This window comes from Acinetobacter sp. GSS19 (assembly GCF_028621895.1).
Taxonomy (GTDB): Bacteria; Pseudomonadota; Gammaproteobacteria; order Pseudomonadales; family Moraxellaceae; genus Acinetobacter.
In genome coordinates this window covers 2,314,990-2,336,492 of the sequence record NZ_CP117520.1, presented here as the reverse complement: position 1 = coordinate 2,336,492, position 21,503 = coordinate 2,314,990, and the positions used below count along the sequence as shown (strand labels likewise).

The 21,503-nt window shown below is 44.6% G+C and carries 18 protein-coding genes; 8 read left to right on the top strand and 10 right to left on the bottom strand.

Features of this window, described 5'->3' with window-relative positions; all coding sequences use genetic code 11:
* Positions 1-19 precede the first annotated feature (19 nt).
* Together PGW99_RS11155 and PGW99_RS11150 are read left to right on the top strand one after the other, a co-directional pair.
* Positions 20-1,138: a glycosyltransferase family 4 protein gene (locus tag PGW99_RS11155; protein WP_443098192.1), complete on the top strand. Its 1,119-nt coding sequence runs from the start codon at positions 20-22 to the stop codon at positions 1,136-1,138.
* A gap of 1 nt (position 1,139) precedes the next feature.
* Entirely contained in the window at positions 1,140-3,071 is a 1,932-nt protein-coding gene (locus PGW99_RS11150; RefSeq protein ID WP_273777772.1) for an acyltransferase family protein, read from the top strand.
* 12 nt (positions 3,072-3,083) lie between these two features.
* Here the strand turns inward: PGW99_RS11150 and PGW99_RS11145 are convergent, their stop codons facing one another.
* On the bottom strand, positions 3,084-4,112 hold the full coding sequence (locus PGW99_RS11145; RefSeq protein WP_273777771.1) for an acyltransferase family protein: 1,029 nt from the start codon (positions 4,110-4,112) through the stop codon (positions 3,084-3,086).
* 441 nt (positions 4,113-4,553) lie between these two features.
* Here PGW99_RS11145 and PGW99_RS11140 point away from each other — a divergent pair, with 441 nt between their 5' ends.
* Genes PGW99_RS11140 through galE form a run of 5 tightly spaced genes read left to right on the top strand, consistent with a single transcriptional unit; the run spans position 4,554 to position 10,032 of the window.
* On the top strand, positions 4,554-5,174 hold the full coding sequence (locus PGW99_RS11140) for a sugar transferase (RefSeq protein WP_273777770.1): 621 nt from the start codon (positions 4,554-4,556) through the stop codon (positions 5,172-5,174).
* A 32-nt stretch (positions 5,175-5,206) separates the two neighbouring features.
* Positions 5,207-6,100: a UTP--glucose-1-phosphate uridylyltransferase GalU gene (gene galU, locus PGW99_RS11135; protein ID WP_273777769.1), complete on the top strand. Its 894-nt coding sequence runs from the start codon at positions 5,207-5,209 to the stop codon at positions 6,098-6,100.
* Positions 6,097-7,353: a UDP binding domain-containing protein gene (locus PGW99_RS11130; protein ID WP_273777767.1), complete on the top strand. Its 1,257-nt coding sequence runs from the start codon at positions 6,097-6,099 to the stop codon at positions 7,351-7,353. Before galU ends, PGW99_RS11130 begins: the two co-directional genes overlap by 4 nt.
* On the top strand, positions 7,350-9,023 hold the full coding sequence (gene pgi, locus PGW99_RS11125; protein ID WP_273777765.1) for a glucose-6-phosphate isomerase: 1,674 nt from the start codon (positions 7,350-7,352) through the stop codon (positions 9,021-9,023). The genes PGW99_RS11130 and pgi overlap by 4 nt, the downstream gene beginning before the upstream one ends.
* Complete coding sequence (gene galE / locus PGW99_RS11120; RefSeq protein ID WP_273777763.1) at positions 9,016-10,032, top strand: UDP-glucose 4-epimerase GalE; 1,017 nt, start codon at positions 9,016-9,018, stop codon at positions 10,030-10,032. Before pgi ends, galE begins: the two co-directional genes overlap by 8 nt.
* 64 nt (positions 10,033-10,096) lie before the next feature.
* Here galE and PGW99_RS11115 read toward each other — a convergent pair whose 3' ends face one another.
* From PGW99_RS11115 to PGW99_RS11075, 9 genes are all read right to left on the bottom strand, one after another.
* Positions 10,097-11,467, bottom strand: coding sequence for a phosphomannomutase CpsG (locus PGW99_RS11115; protein ID WP_273777761.1), 1,371 nt, complete (start codon positions 11,465-11,467; stop codon positions 10,097-10,099).
* A gap of 76 nt (positions 11,468-11,543) precedes the next feature.
* Positions 11,544-13,382: a glutamine--fructose-6-phosphate transaminase (isomerizing) gene (gene glmS / locus PGW99_RS11110; protein WP_273777759.1), complete on the bottom strand. Its 1,839-nt coding sequence runs from the start codon at positions 13,380-13,382 to the stop codon at positions 11,544-11,546.
* A gap of 12 nt (positions 13,383-13,394) precedes the next feature.
* Positions 13,395-14,759 carry a bifunctional UDP-N-acetylglucosamine diphosphorylase/glucosamine-1-phosphate N-acetyltransferase GlmU gene (glmU, locus tag PGW99_RS11105; RefSeq protein ID WP_273777758.1) on the bottom strand — a complete coding sequence of 455 codons (1,365 nt, stop codon included), beginning with the start codon at positions 14,757-14,759 and terminating at the stop codon, positions 13,395-13,397.
* 21 nt (positions 14,760-14,780) lie between these two features.
* Entirely contained in the window at positions 14,781-15,335 is a 555-nt protein-coding gene (locus tag PGW99_RS11100; RefSeq protein WP_273777756.1) for a phosphatidylglycerophosphatase A family protein, read from the bottom strand.
* A complete protein-coding gene (gene thiL, locus PGW99_RS11095) occupies positions 15,286-16,203 on the bottom strand; it encodes a thiamine-phosphate kinase (RefSeq protein ID WP_273777755.1) in 918 nt (305 codons plus the stop codon). Before thiL ends, PGW99_RS11100 begins: the two co-directional genes overlap by 50 nt.
* A gap of 9 nt (positions 16,204-16,212) precedes the next feature.
* A complete protein-coding gene (gene nusB, locus PGW99_RS11090; RefSeq protein WP_273777754.1) occupies positions 16,213-16,665 on the bottom strand; it encodes a transcription antitermination factor NusB in 453 nt (150 codons plus the stop codon).
* A gap of 3 nt (positions 16,666-16,668) precedes the next feature.
* Positions 16,669-17,139, bottom strand: coding sequence for a 6,7-dimethyl-8-ribityllumazine synthase (ribH, locus tag PGW99_RS11085; RefSeq protein WP_273777753.1), 471 nt, complete (start codon positions 17,137-17,139; stop codon positions 16,669-16,671).
* Positions 17,140-17,166: 27 nt separating this feature from the next.
* Positions 17,167-18,282, bottom strand: coding sequence for a bifunctional 3,4-dihydroxy-2-butanone-4-phosphate synthase/GTP cyclohydrolase II (gene ribBA / locus PGW99_RS11080; protein ID WP_273777752.1), 1,116 nt, complete (start codon positions 18,280-18,282; stop codon positions 17,167-17,169).
* A 311-nt stretch (positions 18,283-18,593) separates the two neighbouring features.
* The gene (locus tag PGW99_RS11075) at positions 18,594-19,877 is read right to left on the bottom strand and encodes a hypothetical protein (protein ID WP_273777751.1); all 1,284 of its coding nucleotides are present in this window, start codon (positions 19,875-19,877) and stop codon (positions 18,594-18,596) included.
* Positions 19,878-19,954: 77 nt separating this feature from the next.
* On the opposite strand from PGW99_RS11075, the gene serB reads away from it, so the two are divergent.
* On the top strand, positions 19,955-21,175 hold the full coding sequence (serB, locus tag PGW99_RS11070; protein ID WP_273777750.1) for a phosphoserine phosphatase SerB: 1,221 nt from the start codon (positions 19,955-19,957) through the stop codon (positions 21,173-21,175).
* The last annotated feature ends 328 nt before the right edge of the window (positions 21,176-21,503 follow it).

Genomic DNA, 21,503 nt, shown 5'->3' with positions numbered 1-21,503 from the left:
AATAATGATTATTGGCACCATGGATAATACCTTATATGGATTCCGTGGTGACTTCATCAAAGAATGTATTAAAAATGGCCATCAGGTTCATGTGCTGGTTTCTGAATATTCCCAACAAGGTTTAAAAAAAATTGAGTCACTCGGAGCAGTGGTCAGTACCTATAAGCTAAGCCGAGGCGGACTGAATCCCTTGTCCGATCTCGCTTCTACCTGGCAATTGAAAAATAAAATCAAATCCATTCAGCCGGATATCGTCTTTCCCTATTCCACCAAACCGGTCATTTATGGCACCTTGGCCGCCTATCATGCACGTGTACCTTCGATTTTTGGCATGATTGAAGGCTTAGGTTCACCTTTCACGATCCATAAACATAAGCAGAAATTTAAAAGTCAGCTGACCCGTTTTATGCAAGTGTCCTTGTATCGCTGGGTATTCCGTTATTTAGACAAAATCATGTTTCTGAACCAGGATGATCCGCGTGATCTGATTGATAACTATAACATTCCTTGTAAACCGAATGCCGTTGAGGTGATTGGGCCGATTGGCCTGAATCTGGCTGATTATGCCTATTCACGCTGGGATGAAAGTCAGCCGGTGTCTTTTATTTTCATTGCCCGCCTAATTGCCGAGAAGGGCATTTTCGATTTTATCGAGGCGGCAAAAATCGTTAAACAACAGCATCCAGAGGTGACCTTCAAAATTATTGGTGGACTTGATCCCGCCAATCCATCAGCGCTCAGTCAGACCGAACTCGATGAGCTGATTGCTTCCGGTTTGATTCAGTATGATGGTTATGTTTCCGATGTGGCACAACGAATTAAAGACAGTGCGGTCTTTGTTTTGCCTTCTTATTATCGTGAAGGTGTACCGCGTAGTACGCAGGAAGCGATGGCGGTTGGCCGTCCGGTCATTACCACCGATGTTCCGGGTTGTCGCGATACTGTGGTACCTGGGGTAAATGGTTTTCTCATTCCGAAATGGAATGCCAAAGCCCTAGCCAATAAAATGCTCTATTTCATTCACAACCCAGATCAAGTCAATTTAATGGGTATGGAAAGTTTTAAAATCGCTTCAGCCCATTTTGATGCCGATAAAGTCAATAAAAAAATTAGTAATATCATGGGTTTAATTGCATAAAATGAAAAAAAATAATTTTCGTTATGATATTAATGGGTTAAGAGCATATGCAGTTTCTTTAGTCGTCTTATTTCACTTCGGTGTGATGGGATTTTCAGCCGGCTTTATTGGAGTCGATATTTTTTTTGTCATTAGTGGTTTCTTAATGACAAAAATTATCGTCGACCAGTTATTAGCACAACGCTTTTCTTTCCTGCAATTTTACATTTCACGTGCCATCCGTATCTTACCTGCACTGATGGTATTGACTGTTGCGATCGCCCTATTGGGCTGGTGGTTACTCATTCCTGAGGAATATGAAAATTACGCCGAACATGCTGCGGCCAGTATTACTTTTCTCTCTAATCTGATCTATTACCTAGAGGCAGGGGATTACTTTGCCTTAGACACCCATAACAAAATTTTATTACATACCTGGTCTTTGTCGGTGGAATGGCAGTTTTATATCTTGCTGCCACTGGCCTTGTGGATTGTTTGTAAAATCAACAAGAGTAAGAAATTTATTGCAGGGATGGTTCTACTGGCAACCGTGCTTTCGTTCTTGCTGGCCTGTCTGATTCCAGAAAAATATAAAGTTTTTGCTTTCTTTATGATTCCAACCCGAGCTTGGGAAATGCTGGCTGGAGGCCTGGTGTATTTGCTGTTTCATCAGCTCAGTCTCCAACCTCGGAGTAAAACTTTACTGGAGGGAGGCGGTTTTGCTCTGATCCTGCTCAGTTTACTGGTTATTGATGAACAAGCTCGTTGGCCGGGAATCCTGACTTTAATTCCCGTGCTCGGAACCATGATGATTCTGATTTCGAGCCAGCAGAATTCATGGTTAACTCGTCCAAAAATCTTACAATTTCTGGGCAATACCTCTTATTCGATTTACCTCTGGCATTGGCCGGTCATTTTCTTTTCCAGTTACTTGGCTTTCTCTCATTCGGCGCTGAATATACTGTTTGGAATCGCCCTCTCGGTCTTTTTAGGATGGTTGAGTTATCAGTGGATTGAAGAACCTTTCCGGCAGAAATTTTCCAAACAGAATTTGTTGTCTTCCTATTCTTTCTTTATCGGCTCAACGCTGATCCTCTTGCTGGGTTATTACTATATTTACAAGACAGATGGAATGCTCAGCCGTGCACCTAACAGTTATCTGGATAAAGCTGCTCAAATGGAAATGCCTTCGGTTAAAAATGGGTGGTGTTTCCATGATGTCAATGATCCGTCAGTCGCGATCGCTCCGCAGGGTTCAAGCTGCTGGATGGGTTCGAAACATCCTGAAGCACAGAAAGCGCTATTTATTGGCGACTCATTTGCCGGGCACAATACGCCATTCTGGGATGCTGTGGGTAAGAAAATGAATATGAATATCAATGCATTGACCACCAATTGGTGCTATCCGGCGCTGGATGATAATTTTACTGGTCCACGACGTTCGCGTGCCTATCAGCAATGTGAAATTAACCGCCATTATGTTCGTCAGCACTTAAAGGAATATCCAACGATTATCCTGGCAGCACAATGGAATAATGTGATGCTGAATGAAAAGCACCGTCAGAGTTTTAGTAACTTCGTGAAGTTGTTAAACGATCAGGGAAAAAAAGTGATTATCATGGATGCACCTTATAATTTCGATACCGATATTGCTCTACAGTTTAAAAGGGCATTATGGTTTGATCGTCCATTTAATCTGCAGCTATATCTACCGAGTATGGAATATAAGAAACAGATTCAGGCGCGACAGTATTTAGAGCAGATTGCGACGCAATACCCTCATACTTTATTGTTGCATCATGATGATTTATTTCCAGCACCCCAGTTAACCGAAAATCATTTGCCTTATTCGTCAGATGGTTCACATTTAAGTGTGGATGGTTCCCTAAATTCGGCACACTATTTTATGCAACAAAAAGGATTTACAGAATTTAAGGATTTTTTAACTCAATAGAATTTTTTGGGATTAATTGTAGGTGGTTTCTAATACCACCTCTTTTTTTGGCTTTTTCTTGCTAAACATCTTAGTCAATGGTGTTTCAATCTTTCTATAAGTCATCCATCCTGCAAGTATTGAAGGAATTAATAACATCCAGGTGAATAAATCAGCATTTTCTATTCCGAGCTTGCTATAAATGATGGCCATTGGAGCGAGTATAAAAGGATGGATGAGATATAAAGAGTAGGAACTTCCACCTAATTTTTCTAATCCCGCGCTGAATATATTCTTTTGACCTTTAAACCAGTGTTCTAAATGCAAGACACCATTAAAAAGGAGGAACATTGGAATGGCAAAAGAAAATGTGCCAGGGAAGATAAAGCCATAGAAATTTTGATAAACCAAGAGCACAATTGCGGAGATGACTAAGCCCAGAGAAAATAGAGAATTAAATTTGTATTGCTGGTAAAGCATAAAAGAGACCATTCCGAGTACAAATTCAATCAGTAAATCGCTGAACAGAAATTTTACCCAGTACACCGAACTATTGATCCAAAGACCAACTAAAAATAAGCTCACAATTGTTAGGATAATATTGAGATATCTATTATAAGAATTTGAATTAAATAAAATAAATAGAGAAAAAATAAAATAGAAATAAAACTCATAACTCAGTGTCCAGCCATTATTGACGAGATAACGCTCGCCCGTCGGCAGGAGTAAGTAAGAGGCCAGGATGCCGGTTTCTCCTCCGGAAGAATTGATGTACTGCGGTGCAACCCAGTACACCACGAGAGCCAAAGTGGTGAAGAGCCAGTACAAGGGCAGAATACGCTGAAAACGTAACTTGATGAATTCCGAAAATAAAATATTTTTATTATGCGTGGTGTAACACATAATAAAGCCGGAGATAATAAAGAATAAATCAACCCCGGAATTTCCAATGTTCAACCCATTGAGAGATGAAACATCATATTGCCGGCCTTTATGCGAGATATGGTGTAATACCACTAAAAGTGCCGCCACACCACGTAAATATTGAATTGAATATAACATATGGATGTTGGATCTTATTAACGTATTGAGTTGATTGTTTGGGATGAGATTGATAGAAGGGCTCTAATAAAGTAAAAATCTATTGAAAGAATTTTGGGATTTTTATTTTAAAGCCGGTTAAATATACCATTTTAATTTTTTTTAATTTATTAATTTTTAGATATTATTGTTACTGAAAGAAAAATATATTAACGATGTTGTTATTATTGTGTTGCTTTTCTTTTCTAGAATTTTTGTTTGTTTTTTTAAATGTGCTTGTGTTTTATTGGGTATTTTTTTATTTAATTTTGTAATTAAAGAAAAGATATTTTAAAACTTGTAATTATTCTTTGAATTGTTTTTCTTCCTTAGGTTTAATTGATTTTTCTGTTATTTTTAATTTAATCTGATTTTCCTTTCCTTAAACTCACCCGCATCATAAAAAATAAAGGTGAGCGGAAAATGTTAAAAAGATTGCTGGATATTATAATTGCATCACTGGCTCTGATTATTTTAAGCCCTTGCTTTTTAATTGTGTATTATAAAGTTCTGAGAAATTTGGGATCACCGGTTTTTTTCTACCAGGATCGGGCGGGAAAAGATGGCAAGCTTTTTAAAATCATTAAATTTCGTTCAATGAAAGATGCAGTCGATGCCGAGGGTCAGCCTTTACCAGATGATCAACGCATTACGCCTTTTGGGCAAAAACTCAGATCGACCTCGCTTGATGAAATGCCACAGCTCATCAATGTATTGAAAGGTGAGATGAGTATTGTGGGTCCCCGTCCACAATTAAAAGATTTTTTACCCCATTACACTCCTCACCAAATGCGCCGGCATGAAGTCAAGCCAGGCATGACCGGTTGGGCACAGGTGAATGGTCGAAACCATTTATCTTGGGAGGAAAAATTCGATTTAGATGTGGAATATGTGGATAACCGTAATATTTTTCTGGATTTGAAGATCATGTTTTTGACCATCATCGTCATGCTAAAAAAAGAAGGCGTGGATGCTCCAGATCAGGCTGTGGGTGCCTGTCGTTTTACACGGGTTCCGAAAACAAACGAAATTGTGAACAATTAACATTAACTTTTTGAAATATAAGAGTATTTTAAGTGATTAAGAAAGCTATTCTTCCAGTCGCAGGTTTAGGCACCCGTTTTCTACCTGCCAGTAAATCTATTCCTAAAGAAATGGTTACGGTCGTGGATCGTCCTGCGATTGAATATGTGGTTCGTGAAGCAGTAGAGGCGGGTATTGAACAGATTATTTTGGTGACGCATTCTTCTAAGGCTGCGATTGAAAACTATTTTGATCGCAACTTTGAACTTGAAACCACATTAGAGCAAAAAAAGAAGTTTGGTTTGCTTTCTGAGATTAAAGATATTGTTCCTGCACATGTCAGCATTGTCAGTGTGCGCCAACCGCAACCGCTGGGTTTGGGACATGCCGTTTTATGTGCCAAAAGTATCGTTGGGCAGGATGATTTTGCAGTGCTCTTACCGGATGTCTTGGTCAAAGCAGCATCTAATCAGCATGATTTGGCTCAGATGATCCAGCGTTATCAACAATCTCAAGCTGCACAAATTATGGTGGAAGCAGTGCCAGACCATTTGGTTGATCAATATGGCATCGTTGAAGTTGCTCAGATTCCTGATGAGGGTGAAAGTGAACTGATGCAAGGAATTATTGAGAAGCCTGCTGTAGGTACTGCACCATCTAATTTATCTGTAGTCGGACGTTATATTCTTCCTGCCAAAATCATGCAGTTATTGGAACAGACACCCAAAGGTGCAGGTAATGAAATTCAATTGACTGATGCAATTGCCATGCTGCAACAGACTGATCCGGTAGAAGCTTATCGCATGTCTGGGCAGACTTTTGATTGTGGCAGTAAACTCGGCTACCTTAAGGCTGTTTTACATTATGGAATAGAGCATCCAAAATTAGGCCGAGATTTTCAGAAACTTATCCATGCAGTTGAAGTCAAAAACTGGAGTATGTCATGAAAATTGCGGTTTTTGGGGCTACATTACATGCAGCAGTGATGGCTGTACTTTGGGCAGAAACAGGTCACCAAGTATGCTGGTGGATTGAAAATTCACATGATTTAAGTATCTTGCGCTTAGATCAGCAGTTTTCCAATTTATTAGATCAGTTACAACAACAAGAAAGATTAAAGATAATAGATGTTGATGATTTTCCCACGGAAATGGAAGTCTATTTCTTTGCCTTTAATCCCTCTAAACAGTCAAAAGCTTTTGAAATCGTTAGTCAATTGAGCCGGCAGCCAATGCTTCATCCCAAACTAATGATCAATGGTTCCACCTTTGGCTTGCACGGGACTGCGAAACTTGCCGAAACTTTACCTAAAGATGCTTGGGTATATTTACCTGATATGACTCAGGAAGGTAATCCACTCGATAATTTTATGAATACCAAAGAAATTGTAGTAGGGGTTGATAAGAATAATTTCGCAGAGACCCAGCTCCGTGAACTTCTACGTCCTTTTTTCCCCTTACAACATCAATATCTGTTCATGCCGATTCTGGATGCTGAATTCACTAAGCTCAGTATTTCCGGTATGCTTGCGACCCGCATCAGCTATATGAATGACTTAGCAAAGGTGGCGGAAAAACTCAATATTGATATTGAAAATGTGCGTCTGGGTATGGGCGCAGATAATCGGATAGGAGCAAGCTATTTACATCCAGGCACAGGTTTTGGTGGAGAAAATTTTTCACGTGATATTTTGACCTTATCCGAAACAGTAGCCAAGACAGGAGTAGGGACACGTTTACTACAACAAGTTTGGGATATTAATGAACAGCAAAAAGAAATCCTGTTCCGCAAGCTGTGGAATTATTATTGTTGTGATTTAAAAGGCAAAACTGTGGCGATTTGGGGAGCAGCATTTAAAGCCAATAGTAGCAGTATTACCAATTCTCCTATTCATATCATGTTGAAAGCGTTCTGGGCACAGGGTGTTACCGTAAAATTACATGATCCACAGGCACTCAGTAATATTGCTTCTCAATATGGCCATAGACCTGATCTTGTATTATGTGCTGATCCTTACGACGCAACGCGAGATGCTCATGCATTATGTCTGCTCACCGCGTGGAGATCTTATCTGAGCCCAGACTATCAGCGTCTTAAACAGTTAATGGCGCATCCTCTCCTACTCGACGGACGTAATATCTATGATCCAGATTATGTGAAAACGCAAGGATTTGCTTATGAGGGAGTTGGGCGCGCATGAACCATAGTGAACAATTCTTTTCTTCTCAGCACTTGGACACAGTGTATCCACAGTTGCAGCAATTAGCTCAGGATTTTAAACAGCAACATCTCAACAATCTGTTTATGCTTGAGAAGGACCGTTTTACGAAGTATTCAATACAACTAGAACAACTATTTTTTGATTTTAGTAAACACAGAATTGATCAAACACTTCTGCAACAACTATGTCATTTGGCGGAACAACAACATTTGAGCCAATGGATTGACCGTTTATTTTCTGAACTGAATATCAATTACACGGAACAACGTGCTGCCATGCACTGGGCACTGCGTCTCCCTAAGCAAGATGAGAGTTATCCTGAACTCGCCCGTCAGGTCCATGAGCAGTTAGACCGGATGTATCAGTTGGTAGAACAAATTCATGCTGGACAATACCGCGGTGCGACTGGAGAGGTGATTCGTGATGTGGTAAATATCGGGGTAGGAGGATCTGATCTTGGCCCACACATGGTAAGCTATGCACTGAATGATTTTAAAGTTAAAACTGCACATTGCTTAGAAATACATTTCGTTTCGACTATGGATGGTAGTCAGTTATCCGATTTATTACATCAGTTGCGTCCAGAAACCACCCTGTTTGTGATTTCATCCAAGTCCTTTGGTACGATCGATACCTTGTCCAATGCACAAACAGTACGCCTCTGGCTAGAAAAAGCATTAGGTACCCATCCTCACGTTGCGAAGAGTCACTTTATTGGTGTGTCGACGCGACCGGATAAAATGACGGCTTGGGGGATTGCACCGGAACATCAACTGTTACTTTGGGACTGGGTCGGTGGTCGTTATTCGCTTTGGTCGTGTATTGGTTTACCCATTGCTCTAACGATTGGTGTGGATGGTTTTAAGCAGTTGCTAGCGGGTGCTTACGCCATGGATCAGCATTTCCAACAAGCACCTTGCCAGAAGAATATTCCTATATTGATGGGCTTGCTTGGGATCTGGAACAGCAATTTCCTGGATATGCAGACCCATGCCGTGTTGCCCTATGATGGCCGCTTAAAATATTTTGCCGCCTATTTGCAACAGCTGGAAATGGAATCGAATGGTAAATCCGTTCAGCGTGATGGAACCAAAACTGAAGTCAACACTTGTCCGGTGATTTGGGGAGAAGTTGGGCCGAATGCGCAGCATGCCTTCTATCAGTTATTGCATCAGGGTACGCAAGCAGTGAGTTGTGATTTTATTGCACCCGTCGAGCGTTATAATGCCAATCATTTTACTTATGTTGAAAATGCAGCCGCTTTGATTGAGCAGCATCATTTGGCTTTATCGAATTGTCTAGCGCAATCCCGTTTACTTGCATTCGGTAACCAGGCTTTGGATCTAGAAGAATTAAAAAATCTACCTGGTTATAAGCAATATGCAGGCAATCAACCGAGTTCGACCTTGTTATTGAAAGAGCTTAACCCTTATAGTTTGGGCATGTTGATCGCAGCTTACGAACATAAAGTCTTTGTGCAGTCCGTGATCTGGAACATCAATCCGTTTGATCAATGGGGCGTGGAGAAAGGTAAGGAAATTGCCAATCAATTGCTACCGATTTTAAATGGCGAGCAAACTGATCTGAGCCAGTTTGATGATTCGACACGAGGCTTACTCAAAATGTTATTAGGGAAAGGTCATGACTAAAATTTTAGTGACTGGTGGTGCAGGCTATATTGGTTCACACACCTGTGTAGAACTACTTAATGCCGAATATAAAGTGATTGTACTGGACAACTTGTCCAACAGTTCAGTCGAGGCATTAAAGCGTGTTGAAGAATTAACCGGAAAATCACTTGATTTTGTGGAAGGTGATATTCGTGATGCCGAGGTGCTGGATCGGATTTTTGCACAGCATCAGATTGATGCCGTGATTCATTTTGCCGGTTTGAAAGCCGTGGGTGAAAGCCAGCAGATTCCATTGGCCTATTTTGATAATAATATTGCCGGTAGTATTAGTCTGCTCAATGCCATGCAACGTGCTGGTGTGTTCAATTTAGTCTTCAGTTCATCGGCTACGGTTTACGGAGAAGATCATCCTTCACCACTGAATGAAGAGATGCCAACGGGGATTCCCACCAACAATTACGGCTATACCAAGCTGATTGTAGAACAGCTCCTGCAAAAACTGTCTGCTGCAGATGAACGCTGGTCAGTTGCCTTATTGCGCTATTTTAATCCGGTCGGTGCGCACCCAAGTGGCCGTATTGGTGAAGATCCACAAGGGATCCCGAATAACCTCATGCCATATGTGACCCAAGTGGCGGTTGGTCGTCGTGAAAAACTATCGATTTATGGTAATGACTATGACACGGTAGATGGTACAGGTGTGCGTGATTATATCCATGTGGTCGATTTGGCCAATGCACACTTGTGCGCCCTAAATAACCGCTTACAGAATAATGGTTGTCGTGCCTGGAACATTGGGACGGGCAAAGGCTGTTCCGTATTAGAGGTGAGAAATGCCTTTGAACAGGTCAACGGGGTAGCCGTGCCATTCGAGTTCGCACCACGTCGCCCGGGAGATGTTGCAACCTGTTTTGCCGATAATCGTCGAGCCGTTGCTGAATTGGGCTGGACGGCCCAATATGGTCTTGAAGAGATGTTAAAAGACAGTTGGAATTGGCAGCAACAAAACCCTCAGGGTTATGCGTAATAAATCTTTAGCATCTGGCAATAAAAAGGGGATCATTGAGATCCCCTTTTTATTTTAAGGCTCTTTAGCCTTGAATCAATGCAGTCAATTCATCGACATAATGGCTCATCGGACGGGCTGTTTTAGCTGCCTTACTCTCGATATTGAGACGTAATAACGGTTCAGTGTTAGATGCACGGACATTCACACGCCAGTCACCAAAGTCGAGGCTCACTCCATCAGTACGGTCGATGGCTGGATTCTGTGCAGCATAGTGATCAAAGATCCGTTGAATGGTGCTTTGCGTATTAGCCACTTTAAAGTTGATTTCACCCGAACATGGGAAACGGTCAATCATAGTCTCGACTAAGGTCGACAAGGACTGCTGGGTTTCCGAGAGCAGGGCAATGGTCAGTAACCAAGGAATCATACCGCTGTCACAATAAGCAAAATCACGGAAATAATGGTGGGCACTCATTTCACCCCCATAGATCGCATTGTGTTCACGCATGACCTGCTTGATAAAAGCATGACCGGATTTGGATTGCACGGTTTTGCCTTTGTATTGCTCGACGATATCCAGTGTATTCCAGACTAAACGCGGGTCATGCACGATTTTCTCGCCCGGCTGCTTAATCAGGAAGGCCTGTGCCAGTAAGCCGACAATATAGTAGCCTTCAATAAACTGGCCTTTTTCATCAAACAGGAAGCAGCGGTCAAAATCACCATCCCAGGCAATTCCCATATCGGCTTTGTGCTCCAGAACGGCATTACGGGTACTGTCACGGTTTTCGATCAGCAACGGATTAGGAATGCCATTAGGGAAGGTGCCATCTGCTTCATGATGGATTTTGATAAATTGCACAGGTACATTCAGGGTCTGGAATCGTTGCTCAATCGCATCAATGACATGACCTGCTGCACCATTACCCGCATTCACCACCAGTTTGAGCGGGCGGATTTGCTTTGGATCAATGTAGGTCATGAGATGATCGATGAATTCCGGCAGAATATTGTAGGGTTTACAGCTGCCTTTTTGTCGCACTTCAACGAATTCACCTGACTCAGCCAAGGCTTGGATTTCTTTTAAACCGGTATCAGCACTGATCGGACGGGCATTTTCACGCACCAGTTTCATGCCGTTGTAGTCCATTGGATTATGACTGGCAGTGACTTCAATGCCCCCTTGTACATCCAGATGGAACGCCCCGAAATAAACTTCTTCTGTACCGGTCATGCCAAGGTCGAGCACATCAACACCCGCATCATTCAGACCTTTGATGGTAGCCTGTTTCAACGCTTCACTGCTGAGTCGGATATCACAGCCGATGACCACTGTTTTGGGCTGGTAGATCTGTCCATACGCACGGCCAATTTTATAGGCAATTTCTTCATTCAGTTCTGTGCCGAGTTTGCCGCGAATATCATAGGCTTTAAAGCAAGTCAGTGTGGTCATAAGAGATCCTGATCTAATTATTGGACAATGATGAGAATAAAAAAGCTAGCCGGAGCTAGCTTTCGGCAGTATTTTGTTATTCCACCGTAACCGATTTGGCCAGGTTACGCGGCTGATCCACATCCGTACCACGTAAAACGGCAACGTGATAAGAGAGTAGTTGTACTGGGATACTGTAAACGATTGGTGCTAACCAGGCATTGATACTTGGAATTGCAACCACATGCTGTCGATCTTTACTGTTGATGCCGCTGTGTTCATCCGCGAAAACGAATAGTTCACCGCCACGTGCCTGTACTTCTTCCATGTTAGATTTTAGCTTGTCCAGCATGTCATCTTGAGGGGCCAGGATCACGACCGGCATGTCATTATCAACCAGCGCCAATGGGCCGTGTTTCAGTTCACCGGCAGCGTAACCTTCCGCGTGAATATAAGAAATTTCTTTTAGCTTCAAGGCACCTTCAAGTGCAATCGGGAAGTGTGTACCGCGGCCGAGGAACAAGCAGTGCTGCTTTTCGACAAACAGTTCGGAAAGACGCAGGATCGCCGGGTTATTCTGTAGTGTTTCCAGAATCACCTTTGGTGTATGCCAGAGTGCAGCTGTAATTTCGTTCAGTTGCTGGGCATCAATACTTTGTTTAACTTGACCGACCTTCAGGATCAACAGCATTAACGCAGCTAATTGAGTCGTAAAGGCTTTGGTTGACGCGACGCCAATTTCTGGTCCAGCCAAAGTCAGCAAATGGTGGTCTGTTTCACGAACCATGGATGACGTCGCGACGTTACAGATGGTTAAGGTGCTGATGTCAAAGCCTTTGGCTGCAGCACGTTTTTGCGTATCACGCAAAGCGGCCAAGGTATCCGCTGTTTCCCCAGATTGTGAGATACAAACATACAGCGTATGGTTGCTAATCACTGGCGAGCGGTAACGGAATTCGCTGGCAATCTCGACCTGACAAGGTAAGTTAATCAGTTGTTCAAACCAGTATTTTGCAATCATGCCGGCGTGGTAACTGGTACCACAGGCAATGATCTGTACCTGCTGGATTTTTGCGAAATCCGCTTCAGCATCCTGCAAGAAATCTGTGCGCAATGCATTGTCATTCAAGGCTTGTGAAATGGTTTGCTGGATGGCTTCTGGCTGCTCATAGATTTCTTTGAGCATATAGTGCTTGTATTCACCCTTGGAAGCATTGCTGACGGTCGCATCAAGTTCTTTTACTGGGCGCTCGATAGGCTCACCATTGACGAACACTTCAATGCTGTCACGGGTTAAACGGGCAATATCACCTTCTTCGAGGTAGACAAAACGGTTGGTAATTGGCAACAAGGCCAACTGATCCGAACTGATAAAGTTCTCGCCAATGCCGACACCAATCACCAGAGGAGAGCCTTCACGAACCGTAATCAGTTCATTTGGGTAATCGGTATGGATAATGCCGAGTGCATAAGCCCCTTTAAGCTGAGGCACAACACGCTGTACCGCTTCTAGCAGGTTTGCACTGTTTTTTAAGGCATCATTGACCAGATGTGCAACGACTTCGGTATCGGTTTGTGAGCTAAACACATAGCCGAGAGCCTCAAGATCGTCTTTGAGTTCCTGGTAGTTTTCAATAATCCCATTATGCACCACCGCCACATGGCCTGAGATGTGCGGATGGGCATTATTTTCTGTTGGCTTACCATGAGTGGCCCAGCGAGTATGGGCAATCCCCAAGGAGCCTGTAAGTTGTGCCTGCTGAACCGCCTGTTCCAGATTGGCGACTTTACCAACGCGGCGTTCACGCAACACCTGACCCTGATTGATCACGGCCATACCGGCAGAATCGTAACCACGGTATTCCAGACGTTTTAGGCCTTCAATCAAGATATTGCTAATATTACGTTCAGCGATGCCACCGACAATACCACACATACAGAGATCCTCTTATTTTTTGGTTTTTTGCGGACGTTGATAGTTTGCTTTGCTTTGTTGCGCTGAACGTTCAAAGGCCAGACTATGATCTTCAACATCTCGGGTAATGACTGAACCGGCACCGACGGTAGCACCATGACCAATTTTGACCGGGGCTACGAGTGAGCTGTTAGAGCCAATAAACGCAGCATCGCCAATAATAGTTTTGTGTTTGTTGGCACCATCATAATTACAGGTAATGGTACCGGCACCGATATTGGAACCTGAGCCGACTTCGGCATCACCGAGATAGGTAAAGTGATTGGCTTTGGAGCCGTGACCGATCTTGGTATTTTTCACTTCAACAAAGTTGCCAATATGTACTTCATCGGCCAGTTGTGCACCTGGACGCAGACGTGCAAACGGCCCGATCTGTGCTTCGCTGCCCACAACCGCATTTTCAAAGACACTATAGGCCTGAACTTTGCTATGCGCCGCAATTTTAGTATTTTTCAGGATGCACCCCGGGCCAATCTCAACAAAATCACCGAGTTCGCAGTCGCCTTCGATGATGACATTGATATCAATCCGCACATCTTTACCCACACGGAGTGTGCCACGTAAGTCAAAACGTGCCGGATCCATGAGATGAACACCCTGACGCATCAAATCAAGCGCTTGCTGCTGCTGGAATTCACGTTCAAGCGCTGCGAGTTGTACTCGGTCATTGACCCCTTCCACCTCAAAGGCGAGTTCCGGTTGAATCGATGCAATTTCGAGCCCATCAGCAACGGCCATGGCCACGATATCGGTCAGATAGTATTCACCTTGTGCATTGTTGTTGGAGAGTTGCGGCAACCATTGATGTAAATGGGCATTGCTCACACAATAAATCCCGGTATTGATTTCTTTAATCTGGCGCTGTTCTGTTGTTGCATCTTTATGCTCAACGATCGCCTGGATTTTGCCATGCTTGCGCACAATGCGACCATAACCGGTTGGGTTGGCGACATCGAGGGTGATCATGCCAATGCCAGTTTGCTGTGAGGCTTCAATCAACTGTTGCAGGGTTTGCTCACGTACCAATGGCACGTCACCGTACAAAATTAGAGAAATGCCGTCTTGCGGTAGGACCGGGAGCGTCATTTGTACCGCGTGCCCGGTACCCAGCTGTTCAGCCTGTTCTACCCAAAGGATCTGTTCGCCAGCAAAGGCCTGTTGTACCTGCTCACCACCATGACCATAAATGGTAATAATGTTGTCAGCTTGCAATTGTTTTGCCGTAGCAATGACATGACCGAGTAAAGGACGTCCTGCCAAAGGCTGTAAGACTTTCGGTAAATGGGAACGCATCCGTGTTCCTTTACCTGCAGCAAGAATAATGACGGTAGTAGACATGTGTGACCCTAATGAAACTGGCTAAGCCATCGAGAAATATAGATACAATAAAACGCCAATACACAGCGCTGCCCAAATGCCGGCAATAATATCATCCAGCATAATGCCCAAACCACCGGCAACCTGGCGGTCAATCATCCAGATTGGCCAAGGTTTCCAGATGTCAAACAGGCGGAACAAGGCGAAACCTGCAATTAGCCACCAAAAGTTGATTTGTCCCAGATAAATTAGCGGGAGAAAGCTGATAGATTGCCCGGCAAACTCATCCCAGACAATACGACCATCATCATGAACACCCATGACTTTGGCGGTTTGACCACAAATATAAATGCCAATTACGGACATCAGAAGCATGATGATCAAGCTTGGGATAAAGCCGACTGCCAGCCAACCCGGAATAAACAGCAGCGCAAAGGCAGAACCGAAGGTGCCGGGTGCTTTCGGTACCAGTCCCGAACCGAAACCCACGCCACAAAAGACGATACAGCGGTTGAGCCAAGACATATGTTGAAAGGCGATGGGGGACTTAGGCAAAGTGTTGATACCCTTGATAATGCAACTGATGATCTTTGCCATCTTGCGTAAATGTAAGGCCGGACTCTTGTGTAATGGTGCCGATAATTGTTGTCATGACATTGAGTTCTTGTTGCACAAGTTTTTGATAATTTTGCGCGCTGATTGTAAAACATAACTCATAGTCATCACCACCCGCCAATATGTATTGATATTGTTGTTCGAGTGCTAACTCACTGAATGCGGGATTTCTCGGCAGTTGGCTGAGTTCCAGCCGAGCCCCGACACCGGACGCTGTTAAAATATGTCCCAAATCTTGGGCCAAGCCGTCCGAGATATCAATCATACTGGAAGCCAAACCTTTCAGTTGCTGCCCGAGCTGGCAACGTGGCGTTGGATAATCCAGACGGTTACGTAACGGATGCGCTAAATGCTGCAAGCCAAAAGCGGCATCACCGATTTGACCACTCACCACGACATAATCACCCACCTGTGCACCGCTGCGAGTCACTGCTTTACCGTGTTCTACCCAACCCAGTGCCGTGACACTGATCGTGAGCTGCGGGCTTTGTGTGGTATCACCACCAATTAAACTCACGCCAAATTGATTGCAGCAATCAAATAGTCCCTGACTAAATCCAGCTAACCAGTCATGGTTCACAGTCGGGAGGCTCAAAGCCAGCAGAATACTATGTGGAGTTGCACCCATCGCAGCAAGATCAGAGAGATTGACCGCCACACTTTTCCAGCCAATGGCATGGGCTGCGGTGTCGAGCGGAAAATGGCGTCCCGCCACCAGCGTATCAGTACAGATGACCAGCTGCTGGCCCACAGGTGGGGTTAGTACGGCTGAATCATCACCCACACCTAAATCGACCGACGTAGACGCCGGCCGATGAAAGTATTGATCAATAACGGAAAACTCAGCCATGGCTGCTCATTATTTAGCAGTTTGCTGTTTTTCAGCAGCACGCAAGCTGTTGGCTAAACGGTCTAATACACCATTGATGTATTTATGGCTGTCTGCGCCACCGAAGTGTTTTGCCAGCTCAATGGCTTCATCGAGTACTACGCGGTAAGGAATTTCCAGGTGATTACGTAATTCGTAAGCACCTAAACGCAGGGTCGCGAGTTCGACACCATCAAGTGCACTAAGTTCACGATCCAGGACCGGAATCAGCAGGGCATCTAATGCTGCATGATCAGCCACGACCTGAGTCAGCAATTCATGGTAATAGCCGAGGTCCACTTTATGCATGGCATTTTCGACACGGGTACGTGCTTCAATTTCATGCACCGGGTTGTGGCTCATTTGCCATTCGTAAATCCCTTGTACAGCAAAACGGCGTGCTTTGCGTTTCGCTGCATAAGTTGCTTGGAGTGTTTGCGACATGCTTTAAATCGCCTTTAACAAGTTAACCATTTCGATTGCAGTCAATGCAGCTTCACTGCCTTTGTTGCCCGCTTTTGTGCCTGAACGTTCAATCGCCTGTTCAATGCTATCAGTGGTCAATACGCCATTGATCACTGGCAGACCAGTGTCTAAGCCTACGACACCTAGGCCTTTGGCACATTCACCTGCTACAAAGTCAAAGTGCGGTGTGCTGCCACGAATCACGGCACCAAGGGCAATAATTGCATCAAAACCATTTGATGCAGCAAGTTTCTTCGCCACAACCGGTAGTTCCCATGCACCCGGTGCATGGATCACGGTAATGTTTTCTTCAGCCACACCATGACGTTTTAACGTATCAATTGCACCGTCAAGCAGGTGTTCCACCACGAAACTGTTAAAACGGCCCACCAAGATCGCGTAACGGCCTTCGCTCGCGAGATGTAATAAACCTTCAATACGGCGAATTGCCATAAGTAACCTCTATTGATTCAATGTGAGTTAGATAGTTTGCTCTGGAGTGACATATTCCACCACTTCCAGATTAAAACCAGACAGTGCATTAAAGCGCAGTGGTGAACTGAGCAGACGCATTTTTTCTACGCCCAGATCACGCAGGATTTGTGCCCCGACACCAATGGTCTGGTATTGCTGGGACAAGGCTGCATTGGATTTGACATGTTTTGGTTTGGTTAAGGCTTCTAGTGCCGGCCCCAGATCTGGTAACTGGTTTTGGCCAATCCAGACCAGAACACCACGTTCACTTTGCGCGATGGTGCTCAAGGCACGATCTAGATTCCACGCCGGTTGGCCATCTGCTTTGTTCAGTTTCAGCAAGTCGCGTGTCGGGTTAAAACCATGTACGCGTACAGTGGTGGTGCCTTGGCTTGGGTCACCTTTAACCAGAGCGATATGAATATCCGGATTGCCCAGTTCACGGTAACGGTGTAACTGGAACGTACCGTACTCAGTGTCGATGCTTTGGCTGTCTAGATGTTCGACCGTTTGTTCATTGGTCATGCGGTAATGGATGAGATCAGCAATTGTCCCGATTTTCAGCCCATGTTTTTCTGCAAAAATTTCCAGATCCGGACGGCGCGCCATGCTGCCGTCTTCCTTGATGATTTCACAGATCACGGATGCAGGTTCCAGACCCGCCAAACGCGATAAATCACAGCCGGCTTCGGTATGACCGGCACGGTGTAATACACCACCCGGTTGCGCCATCAATGGGAAAATATGTCCCGGCTGCACAATATCGGCCGGTTTGGCATGTGCAGCCACTGCAGTGCGGATGGTATGCGCACGTTCAGCAGCTGAAATACCAGTAGTAATGCCATCGGCAGCTTCAATGGACAGGGTAAAGTTGGTGCCATGCTGCGCGCCATTCTGGTCAACCATCAGTGGCAGGTTAAGTTGCTGGCAACGCTCTTTGCTTAAGGTTAGGCAGACCAGACCACGGGCATGCGTGATCATGAAATTGATGTCTTCCGGGCGCACGTGGGTTGCGGCGATGACCAGATCCCCTTCATTTTCGCGGTCTTCATCATCCATCAGGATGACCATTTTGCCTGCGCGGATATCTGCGACCAGCTCTTCAACTGTATTGAGCGACATCAAGCTTCACCTTCTTTGCTGTCTAAGCAATCTCTATTGCATTTACTGTGGCATAGTCTACCGCGTTTTCACGATATTTGCCTATGCTTATCACATCCTTAGCCTATGCATGTTATACCTAGCTGTGCGGTGCTTTGCAAAGGGGGAGGGCGTTAGAAATGAACTGTTTTTGTTGAGGAATTGCGCAACTGTTTAGCAGAATTTCTGCGAAATTTATGCCTGAAAGGTATCCCTTGAGTAGCGGAGAGCTAAAAAATTACCCGTGATCAGTCATTGCATGTACGGGTAATTTTTTAAAAAAAAACAGGGGATTAGCTGGCTGAAAGTAAACTGTTTTGTTCCAGTGCCTGTTTCTTACCTTTTAAAATTTCGGTACGTAAGTGCTGTACATGCTCGGCACACTCGTTATTCATCCCATTGATCATGAAGGCATGACGTGTGAGTACATTGGTTGGATTTGGCATTGCCACCAGCTGGTAACATTCACTGATTTCTTTTAATTGTGCATTAGTCAGGTAGAGTGCACTTTCTTTAGCAACCAAATGTCCCGTTAAACGCTCTGCCGCTTGTACTGCATCCAGTTGCATGGACTCTACAGCGGTTGCGATCGCACAGCGGGTTTGTAACACAAAACGTTTTTCTTCACGGTAGCGTTTATACAGTACCTCAGCCAGAAGCTGGAACAAGGCCCCGATCATGACCAGACATTCAGTTGCCTGTGGCTGTGTTGCATTTACAGTGACATTCGCACCGTTTGAACTAAAGGCGTTGACGATCTGAAAATCCTGAGAATTCAGATGATAATGTTGTGCCGAAAGTTCAATACTTTTGTTTAGGAAAATCTGGCACAGATTAAAATACGGTTCAGAAATTGATTGACTCACCGATTCGAGTAACTGCTTAGGATCATAGAACTGGATATTCAGTGCCAAATGCTCGTTGCTCAGTTCTGCTGCGGGTTTGGCCGAAGGCTGAGATTCTAGCGGTTTCTTGGAGACAGCCTGTACTTGGCTGATTTGCACAGTGGCGTGGTATTTTTCTTGTTCCAGGGCTTGGGTCAGTTGCTGGATTTCATGCTTAAGGCGGGCTTCATTGTTGATGCGTGCTAGATATTCGCTACGGCTTGGGCGGGCAATCAGACGATAGGCCAGCCATAACAGACCGTGAATCAGGAAAGAAACGAGAATCGCAATCCATTGAGTACGCAGGATTTCTCCAATACTTGGCTGGATGAGTGTGATTTCAATACGGCCTACTTTCTTTTCATTTTGCAGGGCTTCACGTACAAAAGTTTCGCCATTACGGGTTTTAGCCATACCCGAAGTCGCCAAGACCTGACCTTGTGCATTTAAAATGCGAATCGAAGCGACTGAAGGGTTGGTCGCATAACGATTGGCCAACAGCGCCAGTGAAACCGTATTGGCAGGTTCGAGTTCTGACAGACTGTCCGTAACCAGTTGTGTGGTCATGAGCTGACCCTGACTCGCACGGTTTTCATTGGACTGATGCGTGTTAGCAATCACCAATAAAAAGGTATGCAATGCAAAACTTACAATCAGTAGGCTAGCAAATAGCCCTTGTCTAGGCGCATTCAACGTAAACTTCCAAGGCAATTATATTCAATTTGGATTATGATTCTTACAATAGTTGTAGCTCAGACCCGAGTCAATTCATGCGAGAAATCATTCTTATATCTTTTTTAGGACCCGACCAACCTAATCAGTTTACTCGATTAATGCAGGTGTTGTCCGCCCATTCCTTACAAATTCTAGACGTTGGCCAAGCGGTGATCCATAACCAGCTCACCTTGGGCATCGTGGTGGCTTCGGACGATCAGACCGCTACAGCGCTAGCAATGAAAGAAATTTTGATTTTAGCACATGATATTGGCTTAACAGTGCGCTTTAAACCGATCTCAAGCACAGAATACGATCAATGGGTCAGTGAAGGCGGACGTACGCGCTATATCGTGACAGCACTTGCGCCAGAACTGACTGCCGAACATTTACAAGCCGTAACCAAAATCGTGTCTAACCAGGGCTTCAATATTGAAACCGTAACCCGATTATCCGGCCGTTTGGCACGTGATCAGGATTCGACGGCACCGCGTCGTGCCTGTGTGCAGTTTGGCCTGAGTGGTCAGATGTTTGATGCCCAAGCGATGCGTGAAGCCTGCCTGAGTCTTACCAATGAACTGAATATAGATGTTGCGGTTCAGGAAGATAACGCTTATCGCCGTAATCGCCGTTTAGTCTGCTTTGATATGGACTCGACCCTGATCGAACAGGAAGTGATTGATGAGTTGGCACTTGAAGCCGGTGTCGGTGCACAGGTGGCCGAAATTACTGAACGTGCCATGCAGGGTGAGCTGGACTTCCAGCAAAGTTTCCGTGCCCGTGTTGCCTTGTTGAAAGGATTGGATGCTTCGGTTTTGCCAAAAATTGCCGAGCGTTTGACCGTGACTGAAGGAGCTGAGCGCCTGATTTCGACCCTGAAGGCTTTGGGCTATAAAACGGCAATTCTTTCCGGAGGATTCCAGTATTTTGCAGAATATTTGCAAGAGAAACTGGGTATTGATGAAGTACACGCGAATATTCTGGATGTACAGGATGGTCGTGTGACTGGTGAAGTCAAAGGCGCCATTGTGGATGGCGCACGCAAGGCGCTGTTGCTGCGTGAACTGGCCGATAAAATGGGGATTTCACTGGAACAGGCGATGGCTGTGGGGGACGGCGCCAATGATTTGCCGATGCTCTCTATTGCCGGTTTGGGCGTTGCTTACCGTGCCAAACCTTTGGTTCGTCAGAATGCGAACCAGGCCATCTCTAGCGTAGGTCTGGATGGGATCCTATACTTGCTAGGCATGCATGATAAAGATCTGAATCGTGCCTAAGCCTTGTTAATTTATTAAATTTACGCGGTCGGATCGGCCGCGTTTTTATTTCTATTTCAATTCATTGTGATCCCTCTATGGAATGAAGTGCGCATAAAATCAGCAATTAAATTCAACGAAAAAAATATGGGCTAGGCACAAAAAAATGCTGATTTTTTTGTAATGACGCGGCACATTTGATGCTGCCTAAGTTGTAGGGAAAAGAGTTAACGCTAGAAATGTAATGACAAAAGAATGTGGCGACAAGAGATGTCGCTTAACAAAAAAACAGGACTTTTTTTCTCAAAAAAACACTCCATAATGCACTGCAGAAGTAGTTGAATAGATG

What these genes read in the sequence shown, in the direction of transcription:
- PGW99_RS11155 (WP_443098192.1), top strand. Translation starts at nt 20, where the DNA reads ATGGATAATACCTTATATGGATTCCGTGGTGACTTCATCAAAGAATGT.
- PGW99_RS11150 (WP_273777772.1), top strand. Translation starts at nt 1,140, where the DNA reads ATGAAAAAAAATAATTTTCGTTATGATATTAATGGGTTAAGAGCATAT.
- PGW99_RS11145 (WP_273777771.1), bottom strand. Translation starts at nt 4,112, where the DNA reads ATGTTATATTCAATTCAATATTTACGTGGTGTGGCGGCACTTTTAGTG.
- PGW99_RS11140 (WP_273777770.1), top strand. Translation starts at nt 4,554, where the DNA reads ATGTTAAAAAGATTGCTGGATATTATAATTGCATCACTGGCTCTGATT.
- PGW99_RS11130 (WP_273777767.1), top strand. Translation starts at nt 6,097, where the DNA reads ATGAAAATTGCGGTTTTTGGGGCTACATTACATGCAGCAGTGATGGCT.
- pgi (WP_273777765.1), top strand. Translation starts at nt 7,350, where the DNA reads ATGAACCATAGTGAACAATTCTTTTCTTCTCAGCACTTGGACACAGTG.
- galE (WP_273777763.1), top strand. Translation starts at nt 9,016, where the DNA reads ATGACTAAAATTTTAGTGACTGGTGGTGCAGGCTATATTGGTTCACAC.
- PGW99_RS11115 (WP_273777761.1), bottom strand. Translation starts at nt 11,467, where the DNA reads ATGACCACACTGACTTGCTTTAAAGCCTATGATATTCGCGGCAAACTC.
- glmS (WP_273777759.1), bottom strand. Translation starts at nt 13,382, where the DNA reads ATGTGTGGTATTGTCGGTGGCATCGCTGAACGTAATATTAGCAATATC.
- glmU (WP_273777758.1), bottom strand. Translation starts at nt 14,759, where the DNA reads ATGTCTACTACCGTCATTATTCTTGCTGCAGGTAAAGGAACACGGATG.
- PGW99_RS11100 (WP_273777756.1), bottom strand. Translation starts at nt 15,335, where the DNA reads ATGGCAAAGATCATCAGTTGCATTATCAAGGGTATCAACACTTTGCCT.
- thiL (WP_273777755.1), bottom strand. Translation starts at nt 16,203, where the DNA reads ATGGCTGAGTTTTCCGTTATTGATCAATACTTTCATCGGCCGGCGTCT.
- nusB (WP_273777754.1), bottom strand. Translation starts at nt 16,665, where the DNA reads ATGTCGCAAACACTCCAAGCAACTTATGCAGCGAAACGCAAAGCACGC.
- ribH (WP_273777753.1), bottom strand. Translation starts at nt 17,139, where the DNA reads ATGGCAATTCGCCGTATTGAAGGTTTATTACATCTCGCGAGCGAAGGC.
- ribBA (WP_273777752.1), bottom strand. Translation starts at nt 18,282, where the DNA reads ATGTCGCTCAATACAGTTGAAGAGCTGGTCGCAGATATCCGCGCAGGC.
- serB (WP_273777750.1), top strand. Translation starts at nt 19,955, where the DNA reads ATGCGAGAAATCATTCTTATATCTTTTTTAGGACCCGACCAACCTAAT.